General features: G+C 49.0%; 8 protein-coding genes. 6 read left to right on the forward strand and 2 right to left on the reverse strand.

The genetic code is table 11. The features are described from left to right. Positions 1-190: 190 nt before the first annotated feature. Complete coding sequence (locus U2F10_RS01065) at positions 191-949, forward strand: TSUP family transporter (RefSeq protein WP_499870236.1); 759 nt, start codon at positions 191-193, stop codon at positions 947-949. Positions 950-954: 5 nt separating this feature from the next. Here U2F10_RS01065 and U2F10_RS01070 read toward each other — a convergent pair whose 3' ends face one another. After that, a complete protein-coding gene (locus U2F10_RS01070; protein WP_499870238.1) occupies positions 955-1,245 on the reverse strand; it encodes a hypothetical protein in 291 nt (96 codons plus the stop codon). Between the two features lie 399 nt (positions 1,246-1,644). Here U2F10_RS01070 and U2F10_RS01075 point away from each other — a divergent pair, with 399 nt between their 5' ends. The 5 genes from U2F10_RS01075 (at position 1,645) to U2F10_RS01095 (ending at position 9,532) form a co-directional block, all read left to right on the forward strand. Further along, complete coding sequence (locus tag U2F10_RS01075) at positions 1,645-5,079, forward strand: substrate-binding domain-containing protein (protein ID WP_499870240.1); 3,435 nt, start codon at positions 1,645-1,647, stop codon at positions 5,077-5,079. A 54-nt stretch (positions 5,080-5,133) separates the two neighbouring features. Next, complete coding sequence (locus U2F10_RS01080) at positions 5,134-5,514, forward strand: hypothetical protein (RefSeq protein WP_163659483.1); 381 nt, start codon at positions 5,134-5,136, stop codon at positions 5,512-5,514. 68 nt (positions 5,515-5,582) lie between these two features. Continuing rightward, positions 5,583-8,441 (forward strand): DUF4912 domain-containing protein, encoded by a 2,859-nt coding sequence (locus U2F10_RS01085; RefSeq protein ID WP_499870242.1) that lies wholly within the window; start codon positions 5,583-5,585, stop codon positions 8,439-8,441. 126 nt (positions 8,442-8,567) lie between these two features. Then, positions 8,568-9,272, forward strand: coding sequence for a hypothetical protein (locus U2F10_RS01090; protein WP_499870244.1), 705 nt, complete (start codon positions 8,568-8,570; stop codon positions 9,270-9,272). Positions 9,273-9,391: 119 nt separating this feature from the next. Beyond that, on the forward strand, positions 9,392-9,532 hold the full coding sequence (locus U2F10_RS01095) for a hypothetical protein (protein WP_163659476.1): 141 nt from the start codon (positions 9,392-9,394) through the stop codon (positions 9,530-9,532). A gap of 152 nt (positions 9,533-9,684) precedes the next feature. On the opposite strand, the gene U2F10_RS01100 is transcribed toward U2F10_RS01095, so the two are convergent. Then, positions 9,685-11,958, reverse strand: a complete 2,274-nt coding sequence (locus U2F10_RS01100) for a caspase family protein (protein WP_499870245.1) — start codon at positions 11,956-11,958, stop codon at positions 9,685-9,687. Positions 11,959-11,975 lie beyond the last annotated feature (17 nt).

Consider the following 11,975-nt stretch of genomic DNA (forward strand, 5'->3'; position numbering starts at 1 on the left):
TGTCCTCAGCGACCTAATTTTGCAGTTCAACCTACAGTCCCTACCATGGGCCAATCTTTAAAACGCTGCTTGAATATAATTGCTTTGTTTTGGTAGAAAATTGCGCTATCTCCCAAACCAGCCCCTATGCATGACGTGATAAGTTGCCTGAGCATTGATTACCAGTCATGACTATTCAGGGGACACACAAATGGAATTTACCATTGAAATGGTGACGCTGCTATTCGTAGTGGCAATGGCAGCAGGCTGTGTAGACACCATCGCCGGTGGTGGCGGGCTCATTGTCTTACCCACAATGCTGATGGTGGGCATACCGCCCGCCGCTGCCTTAGCCACAAATAAACTCCAAGGCAGCGGCGGCACATTGGTCGCATCTCTTTATTTCCTGCGTAAACAAATTGTGCGCCTAAAGGACATTCAGCTCACCGTATTTATGACTTTTGTTGGAGCTGTGATTGGCGTCTGGCTGGTGCTACAGATCGAAAGCACTGTTCTCAAAGCGATTATCCCTTTCTTACTGATCGGCATGGGTGCCTATTTTGCTCTATCACCCCGGCTCGGAGCCACTGACCAGAAACAACGCTTAGCACATAACCCGTTTTCTGTATTGATTGCTCCGTTCCTAGGGTTTTACGATGGCTTTTTTGGACCAGGGACGGGTATGTTCATGGCCTTATCACTCGTCAGTCTGCGAGGCTATAACCTGACTAAAGCAACCGCCTATACAAAGATTTTGAATTACACCAGCAACGTGTCATCACTGCTTTACTTTCTTGCTTTTGGGGAGGTGTATTGGGGAGTCGGTTTAGTCATGCTGGCAGGTCAGGTGATTGGCTCCTCCATAGGAGCCAGGATCGTTTTAGCCAAAGGTGCAGCCTTAATTCGCCCAGTTGTTGCCACGGTTTGTTTTCTGATGGCATCCAAACTGTTGTTAGATATCTTTGGCTAGTGTCCTTAGGCTCCTAAATACTCGGTCAATACCTCACAGGCTCCATCTTCAACACCATCATAAATCGAAGGGCTGGGGGAGAACGGCGGTGTCGGTTTGTCAGTCATTTCTAACTGTTCATGCAAAATTGTCAAAATTGCTTCAGTCACAGAGGTAATATCACGTTCTTGCTGATAAGGGCGTAGCTTCTCTAATATTTCAGCCGTAAGTAGGACAGTAACTGGGGTTCTTTCAGTAGCCATTTTTGTATGGGCAATCACTGCCCGTAGCATATATGAAAGGACGGTGTCGTTCATGGCCAAAGTTCAGGTGTGGAAAGAGATACGGTGAGGTCAAGGTAAACGTTACTGCATCGAAATTATGAACTTGTTTCTTAACAACTCCTTAGTGTTACAAATTTTAACCACAATAAATTAGGTTAAGTGTTCGTACACTAAGTCATTAAAGCAATTTGCCCAGTGCTTTAGAGACTACTAAGCCTGACTTTTAGAGGGTTATTGGCTCTATAGAGAACCTTTATGGGGGCAATTTTATCTGAAACAGATGCCCTACTGTTTTGAGAAACGTGACTTACAGCCATGGCTAACGTAAAGATGATTTGTTTCCGACACAGCATCCCTGCGAAAATCAAATAGCTTACATTTAGGTGTCCCCACCCATCACTTGCCTACCTCTACCTCTACACGGCAAATTCTATGGCTCTACCGCACCGCAGGTCAGCTCCCACCTCCCGGCGTTTGGTCTTTCTAGGTCTTGTTTTAGTTCTGGCTCTGACTGTATTTCCTTATCCAGCGATGGCTGTCACTCTAGTTGATGGCATGAATTCGATAGTTGCTGCAACATCGAATAGCCCCCCCGCTGTTGTTAATAAGGTGGTTCAAACTGAGGCGGTGTTAGAGGGGGGTGAGCAAGAACAAGCGTTGAGAATTGACGGGACTAGCTTGATGCAGCCCATCAATCAGGCCTTAAAACAACGCTTTGAGCAAGAGTATCCAGGAACGGACGTGACGCTGCGGGCGAATGGTACCGACCCAGCACTAGAGTCATTGCTAAAGGATGATATTGATCTTGCCGCTATTGGTCGTTCTCTATCGGCTAAGGAGAAAGCTCAAGGACTGATACAAATTCCCGTTAGTCAGGATGCAATTTCTATCATCATTGGCCGTAACAATCGATTTAATGGCACATTGACACTGGATCAATTTGCTCAAATCTTTCGCGGTAAAATTACTAACTGGGCTGAAATCGGTGGCACACCTGGCCCCATTCGCTTTATCGATCGTCCCCTCACCAGCGATACCCGTCTTGTTCTCAGTAAATACGGCATTTTGACAGACTCTGAGCAAGCCCAAGGTGCCCAGGTGGTGCGTCTGGAAACCGATGATACTGCTGCGGTGATTCGGCGGCTGGGAAATGATGGTATTAGCTATGCGATCGCAAGTCAAATCCAGGGCCAACGACAAGTAAAGACCGTAAAAATAGCCGTACTGCTAGACACCCTGCCCAGCGACAAATACTATCCCTATTCTCAAGTGCGCGGCTATGTCTATAGAAAGGACAATGCTAACACCGTTCTACCCTTTATCAATTGGGTGACAGGAGAATCTGGCAAGGCTGCTGTAGGAGCTGCAAAAACAGCCGAAGCCACCGCTGTAGCGACCGCCCTCAATCCTCCTGCGCTGACTAGAACAGCGACCAATAAAGATGGTGTTGGTATCCCCGTCTGGCTGTGGGGGCTCCTACCGCTGCCCTTATTATTTTTATTTGGCTTTAGCCGACGCAGACAAACAAAGGAGATGGCAGAAGAAGAGACTGCTACCCAGGAAGTCTCTGTCCCAGAGTCTCAAGTACCTGCACAGCCTCCCAGCCCTGTACAGCCACCTCCTGTTATTCCAACACCGCCAGCATCAACACAACTAAAGGAACCAGAAGCACCTGGTGCTACTGAAACTGTCACTGAAACCGCCACTGAAACTGCTCAGGAGATTACACCTGTATCTGTCGAAACATACCATGAAACACCAACTGTTACTCCCGAAATAACGCCTACGGAAACAACTCCGGCAGAATCTATATCCGCTTCACCGCCCCAGGCTCCGGTGATACTCGCTGTTCCCATCCAATTAGTTGTTAAACCCGTACCACCTACTCCTCCAGTCGTTCTTCCCATTGAAGAAACCGTTGACTGGAAAAACGCCGATGCTGTTTACCAAAAAGGGGTGAGTTGTCTAAAGTCAGGTCAACTGGATAAGGCTAAAGCTTACTTTCAACGGCTACTAGAACTTTCTGCTAGAAACATCTTGGGGCTACTGGGCCTCGGTCAAGTATTTTTGAAACTGGGCCAGGGGAGCAATGCTCTGGAGCAGTTTACCCAAGCGACTGCCGTAGACCCAAATGAAGGCGAAGCATGGCTCGGCAAAGGAAATGCTTTACTAAAACTGCAGCAACCGGAAGCTGCTCTAGAAGAGTTTGATAGAGCGCTACAGTTAAATAGTTCATTGGTAAACGCTCTCAAAGCTAAAGGAGATGCATTCCTAGCACTAGGGCGACAGGGAGAAGCCAACCGCTGCTACGATCAGGCCAATGCGCTGCAAGGTACGCCCATCCCAGTCTGGAAACCGACAACACCAGACGCTGAAGAGACTATCGAGGAACAACCCGCCGTTCCAGTTCAAGCGATCGCACCAGAAGAACCAACAGCACCTGCTATCCCGGCTGTTATTCCCATTGAATATACGGTTAATTGGCAAAGCCCCATCGCAGTCTACTACAAAGGCCTCACCTGTCTAGACTCAGGACAGCTAAATGATGCGGAGCCCTACTTCCGAAGAGTCTTGGAACTCTCTCCTAATAATGCGTTGGCATTGATTGGTTTAGGCCAAATTTACGTAAAGCAAGGCCAATTAGAAACGGCTTTAGCCTACTTTAATCAAGCCCTTGAAAATGAGCCAACACGACCACAGGCATGGATTGGCAAAGGGGATGCACTGATGTTGCTAGGTCGGTCTGAAGAAGGAAAACAGCATTATGCCTATGGTCAGGCGCTATCTGACATACCTCTAACGTTTCCCCCCACAGATACACCAGCTAGACCCTCACCTCGCCCTGTCAAGCCAGATGTGCTATCTGAAGAGATTCAGGCTCCTATTACACCACCACAGCTGCTAGACATGGTGATTCTGGTAAACACTCAGGGACCCCTGAAAGCAGAGGTAATGGCCATGGGACAGGTAATGGACGAGGCAATAGAAACAACAACCAATGCCCGTCCTGCTGATGTACGCCTTACGTGGCTGGGAACCCATGAACCATGGGAGGAAACCCCTGTTCAGCAAAGTGCCTCTGACTATTTGAATCACTTAGGGATATCTTTAGAAAATCAAGGCATTACAGACAGTCAGCCATCTCCAGCCCATATTATTTCGACCCTCACCCGGTATCTTGACTGGCGACCGGGAGCTGCCCAATCCCTTTTCTACATGGGCCATGAAAGCCTGAGTCCAGATAATCAGGCTGATGGGTTACCAACGGTTCAGCCTGTTATTCAAACCGCTAAGGATACAGGCACGACCATTAACACCTACTTGTCCACCCAAAAGTCTCCAGGCAATACCGCAGCTGCCATAGCCGAATATCACCAAGTCGCAACAGCAACCGGAGGATTAGCATTCACTGATCACCAATCTAATCGATCTTTCTATGATGTTCTGACTCAAACCATTGACCAAAGCTGTCGAGAATGCATCTATCGCCGCCTAACCATTGATAGTCAGAGCGATTGCTATGTCCTCGATCATGCCCAAATGAGTCGGCTCCAATCATTGGGCAATACCACACCCTTGGCTCCAGGCAGCTACATTGTTCGAATTAAGTCAGGCAATTTCAGCTATTGGACCAATGCCCCAGATTTTGACCCTGAACCCTGGGTGATACTCTGGATTTATGGTGGTCGAGTTATCAATCGGAAAACCAATGTTGAGGTAGGAGCAACCTGGGTCACATTGAATGGTTATGACGATGCTCTAAAGTTAGAGGTACTAGAAGGAACAAACCTCTGTGCATTATTCTTGGACACCTACAAAGATGACAATTCTGGACAAGTTATCTTATCGATATTAGAGGCCAATTAGCTATAGCGAGCCAGTCATTACACTCTTCTTTATTACACAAGGGATGCTTTAAAAATGCGCGTAGTTGTTGATAGTCAAGAACATTGTTATGTACTCGATCAAGAGCGTTTAAATGCGCTTCAATCTACGGCTAACTCGACTCAGTTAGAGCCTGGCACCTATGTCATCCGGATTGAGCGGGGGGCTTTTAGCTATTGGGCTGAGCAGAAGCAGTTTGCCCCTGAACCTTGGGTGATGTTATGGGTTTATGGGGGCACCGTGATCAACAAAAAGACTGGGAAGAAAGTGGGTGCCACCTGGAGCAGTCTCAATGGCTACGATGATACGCTCACTTTAGATGTGTTAGAGACAGCAACCCTATGTGGGCTTTTCTTTGACACTTATAAACAAGATAATTCTGGTGAGATCACACTCTCCATTTTGAAAGATAGATAGAGCTAAAACTGCTACGAAATTTAAAGTCTCAAATAATAAAATCCGCATCATATTCTCCTATTAGGCCCATGGTTGCTCCCCAAAAATCCCGGCATATACCGTATCGCCATAGCGATGATGCCCATAGGGCTGTGAACTTCAGACGCCCTGTTCTAATGACGCTGACTGTTGCCTCAATGTCAGCGCTGTCAATGGGGTTGCCAATGGAGATGGGCAGGCCTGCATGGGCATCGGACTGGGGAGCTTATATTCCCGATAAGCCATCGAAAACAGCTAGGGCCTCAGATGTTCCTGAGCTTCCTTTAGTTCACATCAGTAGTGCCAGAAACATCGATCCGTTAAATACGGCTTTGGGAACAGAATTTTTGGCACAGGTACCTGGCTCTAATGTCGAGATTTCCTCCCGTGAGACTCAGGACGCGTTAGAGGCCGTGCAATCTGGTGATATTGACTTGGCCATTGTTGATCGGCCTCTAACGGAAGAAGAAATCGAAAAAGGATTGGTGTCCGTTCCTATTGGGGACGGTGATCTAGCCTATGTATACGATGGCCCTACACCCTCTGATGCAGCGAGACCCTTCCTGGATTTTGTTGAAGACCCGGCTAATCAAGACACTGTTGAAGAGGCAGTTACGTTAGTTGAGCCCAGCTCACCTCCAGAGGAGAGTGCACCTCCAGAGGAGAGTGCACCAGAGAATCGCGCACCAGAAAATCGTGTACTAGAGGATAGTGTTACCGAAACATCTACCCCAGAGTCAGGAGAGCCTACGGAAACGATCAAGCCAGAAGATCTAGAACCAGCGGAGTCAGAAGAGCCCACAGTACAAGGGCCTGCGACCAATAGCTCATCCGACGACATTGCTTTGATTCCTTCCCCAGATAGTGACGTCACGCCTGAGAGAGCCATCAGGCCTTTCCCTTGGGGGTGGTTGGCTCTGCCTCTTTTAGGATTACCTCTTCTATTTTGGCTCCGCCGAGATCAGCAACAACCTGAAGTATCTGACCACGCCCTGCGAGACTGGGACAATGCTGAACCCTCGCTGCCAGATCCATTATCTTCAGAAACACCGCTCCCATCCCCTGACGTAACAGATGAAGCACCAGTTTTTCAAGAGCCACTGCCCTCATCATCCGATCCTGCCTTCGCTAAATCACCAACACCAGAGCCAGCCACAGAGCCGGGCAATGAACCTGTTGAGTCAGACATTAACCTGGCTGGCCTAGCAGGTGCAGGCTTGGGAGCAGCGGCTCTTGATCATCCAATTGAAGATCGAGCAACAGATCCTGACTCAGAAATAGACGATACCGATATCGTAGTTCCTGATGATTCAGAATCGAATATCTATAATGAAGCCATTGAGGCTCCTGACGTAACTCCTGAACTGACCCATTTGGCAGATCTGCCAGATCAAGGGTCGGAAATACCCGGCAGCATCAACGCAGTGCCTGATGCTGAAGTCCCAACCATAGCATCGGATTCTGTTGTAAATGCTGAAGGTGTCGGGGAATCTGTTGCTCCTGATGTACTTAATCAAACCGATGAAGCATCATCTGCAATGCCTGATGCGTCGGAAACAACAAAGGCAATGGATGATGGCGCAGACCTCAGTTCTCTGACGACGGCAGGTCTGGGGGCAGCAGCTTTGGCTGGCATTGGAGCTGCTGCCTTAGCGCAAGATAGCGATGCTGAACAAGAAGAGTCAGCGCCTGAAGTGCCTGTTATCGCTCCAATTGAGTGGTTGTCCATTGAGCCAGAGTCCTCCGAAGCGGTCTCGGTTCGTTGGCCCATGGCAGAAGAGCAACAGAGGGCCTTATTGACTAATGAGGCCTATGCTCCTCAAGTGAAAATCTACGACGCTACGGGTATTGACCTAGATCATCAAGCCCCCCACAGTGTTGATAGTCATCCGGTCACTGAGGGTGTTTTTGACGGTGATGGAGCCTCGATGCTGCTGCCGGTGGAGAAGTGCGATCGCGACTACCTGGCAGAACTCGGCTACGAAGACGCTAACAATCAATGGATTTCCCTGGGTCGCTCACTCCATACCCGCGTTCCCTGTCCCCCCCAGCCCGACCCAGTCCCTGAGCCAGTCCCGGAGCCAGTCCCGGAGGTGATTGCACCAGCACCAGAAGAACCAACGTTAACACCTGAGCACGATGATATCAGTGCCGATGCCAGCCCCTTACCCTTATTACCCTTAGCAGGTCTCGGGGCTGGAGCTGCCGCTGCTGGCTTAGTCGCCGGGGCAATAATGCAAGATGCCTCAGATCAGGACATTGAACCGGATGCCAGTGAACCGGATGCCAGTGAACCCGATGCCAGTGAACCGGATGTCAGTGAACCGGATGTCAGTGAACCCGATGTCAGTGAACCCGATGTCGATATCCATGTCGCTCGCTCACCAGTGGCCACACCCCAGCCAGAAGCGTTAGCGGAACCCCCGATCTCCCAAGCTATTCCCCCCGTTGCCCCCGTCTTTTCGTCTAGCCCAAATCAGATAGACGGAGGCCATAATGCTGAAGTCCCCATTGCTCCTTTTAGTAAGGCTAAAACCTGTCACCAACGCTTAACCGTTGATAGCCAGGAGCATACCTATACGTTTGACGAAAACCAAATATCAGCGCTTCAATCTACAGCCAATCGTATTCCCCTAACACCGGGTTGTTACATTCTCACCCTTGATCCGCAAAACATAAATAGCCCTAGGGTTGGAGAACCTAGCGTTATTCTCTGGATCTATGGCGGACGTTTTATCAATCAAAAAACTAACGTGGAAGCGGCATCAACCTGGAGTACCCTCAATGGCTACAACGATAGCTTGACCTTAAATGTGCTTGAACCATCTACTGTATGCGCATTTTTCCTGGATACTACTCCAAAAATAGACAGCCATCAGCTAACTTTGCTGATTTTGAAAGACAACTAGCCATGGATTTTGCCGGGACATTGTAATGTAATGCTGACAAAGCCTAAATGGGATCTGCGAGATCTGTATAACCTGGGGCGCACCAGAATAATACATAGATGTGACTCTCGATAGGACATCTACCCCATGTATTTAGACGGTCGCTACCATCAAACCCTGGGTTATTTGCATATTCAGTTCGGGAATTTGGATCAGGCCTGCCTCGATTACCTCAATGCAATCGAAGCCTTTCAACGGGATCATGACGAGATGGCAGTGACCCAGGTAACTGAGCGCCTCAACCAACTTAACTGTGAACTAGATGCCGAACTAGACGCCTCTCCAACAGCAACATCCAATCCGTCATTGCCTGTGCGCTTAAAGATCGAAATTCTACGACTCTGCCGTTTAGGCCTGCGCCACAGCCATCAATATAAGCACCAAATAGCGCTTCACGTGCTTGATCGGGGTTTACAACTCAGTGACATTCTTGCGGATATTGACCATCAGCAGGGGCAGTATTGCGCTGCAATTGTTCTGGGGATGATGGGTAAAATCTATCACGCTCAACGGTATTATCTCTTTGCCCTGGCATCCTTTAGGGCATCATTAGAAGCCTATGGGTCCTTGGAAGCACCGGATAGCGCTACTCAGGGTCGCATGGCAACGATTCTCTATGAAATCGCTAATATTGCCGAAATGACCCATCATCCAGATATCGCCATCGAATACTACCTGGATGCACTGTGGTATTTAAATGCGACGGGCCAACAACCTCAGGCAAAACAAGTCATAGAGCAACTCAACAAACTATACGATGTGCCACACATAGCTGGCATGAAAGCCAGTTGACAATAACAAAACTCAAAACGGTATCAGCCATGCAGGGCGGCATTTTCTATAACAGGTCATAGGTCGTCCGTCGAAAAGTTTTTGGAAAGCCCAATAGTCCTTCAACCACCATACTTACCATGTTACCAATCTTCGTGTTTAGTACTGTGCTAGTGATGTGGAGCCGGATGATGTTGTCTCCACCCCAACAACAATCTGAAGAGAATGAAGAATCTCCACGTAAGCTGACCATTAAAGTCATTACTTCGGATAGTGAATAATACCAAATCCAAATTCATTAAGCCCAATTAAAAATGGACAATCCCGTAGGGGCACTCCCTTGTGGATGCCCTTCAATAACGGGCACTATCCATCAGGAACTCGTGTAATATCCCCTCATCTTTGGGTGTTTATGCTGGCGCACTGGTCCATATCATTGACTAATATCATCAGTTACCTCAATAATTGTTGAAAAAGCAGCAATTGTCCCATTGTCTACCGCTGTTGTTTCTTCATCTAAACTCTCTGCAAACAGTCTGGCGTCACCGCCACGAGACATGCTGTTAATATCCCTGAGCAGTTCGGTGATCACCCCTAAACTCTCATCCGCATCCATCGATACATAGCCACGGCTTGTACCCCGCCCCCGAGCGATGGATTGTAACCCCCTTAAGGCATTGCGCAGCGAGCGCGTGCTGACCAATGTCAACAATTCCACATAGCCTGCCCCACTCACTTGAAACCGAATTCGATCCTCAGGGCGGGGAATCTCTAACGCACTGTTGGGATCAATGCGGGCTGCATCATCTGGTGCATTCCAGTCGACCGGATACACAACTGTCATTTCACCTGCGCTGCTAATGGCAATACAGCTAAGAAACAACGCCTGGCTATAATGTCGGTTCTCCATCCGAATTTTTAGTTCTTCGTTAGCCCTAAACGGCTGAATACGGGTCAAGGCATTACGCGAACCGCTTCGCGCAACAATCGGTAGAGAGGGACCATTGCCACTGACTGTAAAAATCTCTCCGCTGACGTCTAGCCCTGAGGATGTGGACGCCAGGGACTTCAGAATAATGTTAGCCAGCAATCGCTTGAGCATGGGTTTTAATCGGCTCACCGCTGCTGTTGCCGTCTCGTTCACCCGACCATAGGAGGCTGGCACCGGTTCTAAATTAGATGGGCGCAATAGAGCGATCGCACCCACAGGCGGAATCTCAACTCCACTGCCCAACTCCTGCCGCAGTTGTTGAGCATCAGCATCTGTCATGCGGCCAATTAAAAAATCAAAGGCCGTTGCGTCATTTACCGCCTGTGCCTTGATGCGGCTGATATTGGTTTGGGAGAGTAGCGCCTGGTTTAAAGCAGAGACAGTGGCACTGACTTCATTCCCTAAAGACCGATCTACACCAATTTTAAGCACCGGGTTAGAGGGTAAGCCCACTAATTTTTCACGCAGCAACATCCCCGGTTGCAAGGCCATATCCCCCATGGGTTTGCCGTTAGCCAGCAGCCCCGTGCGTGATGCCTGAACAATCTCTCCAACGGGTACACCATTGTCAAGCACCGTAAATATGGCGTTATCTCCCGGTGTCTCTAAGTATTGCGGTGAGACCCCCCCCAGCCAGAACTCCACCTGATTGCCTGCAGACGTGCGGGTAATGTTAGTGATAACGGCTTCTGCGGTTGGAGATACGGGACCTACAAAGTATAGAGGTTTGTGTTCATTACCACTGCCAGGGGCGGCTTCAAATTGAGGCACCTGACCATGGTCTTGCTGACGGGCAGCAGCGGCAGTACTGCGAATCAGATTGGCCTGTACCACCGACGCCGGAGTGCTGCTGGGCAATTGCCACAGATATCGGGTCAGCAAATAGGTAAATGCCCCAGCATAAAACCCATTAAAAGCCATGTCCAACGCCGTTTCATTACGACTGGCTGAACCGAGGGCAATGCCTTTGGCAATGCCTTGATGACGCCGTTGTTGAAACCCATCAAATGACAGCTCCAATTCTGCCATTAACGCTTGCTGATGAGCATATTCCGCGTCATTAGCTATCAGGTCTTTCCCATCTAAATTGGCACTTATGGGAGCCGCACGCACCAAGGTATTTCCCCGAAAGCCACCACCGGAATAACAACTATCTAAAACCATTGTTAAATTGTCGGTGCGGATGGCCTCCATTAACAAAAATAACGTGCGACTGGTGATGTGATTCACCATCTGGCCATCTTGGCTGGCATCCATCGGTACCAGGGTGCCAATTAAGGGGTTATCAGGATCAAGCGGATTGCGATCGCTAACCCGTGAACCATGGCCAGAATAATGGAAAACCACCACATCGCCCGGTTGAGCCTGATCGATTAAATGTTCTTTAAAGACCCGTAAAATAGTCTCACGGGTGGGCAATAATGCCCCCCCAGACGTTACCCGCACAATATCCCTGGGATTAAAGCCAAAGCGATTGACCAGTAGCTCATACTGCAGCTCAACATCGGTCAAACAGCCCCGTAAATTACCCGATGCAAACGGATAGTCATTGATGCCCACCAACATTGCCAGCTTGCGGGGGGTGCTCTGCCCCAGCGCTTGACCATACCCCTCTGCCTGGGTCAGAAAGTCCAGCTGACTTAACCCCATGGTGGCTAAGGTAGCCCCAGCAAACTGAAGAAAATGACGACGCTTAAGGGAAGGAGCGGAGCCCATGATGCCAGTCTCTATAC

The organism is Leptothoe sp. EHU-05/26/07-4 (assembly GCF_043421015.1).
GTDB lineage: Bacteria > Cyanobacteriota > Cyanobacteriia > Phormidesmidales > Phormidesmidaceae > Leptothoe > Leptothoe turfae.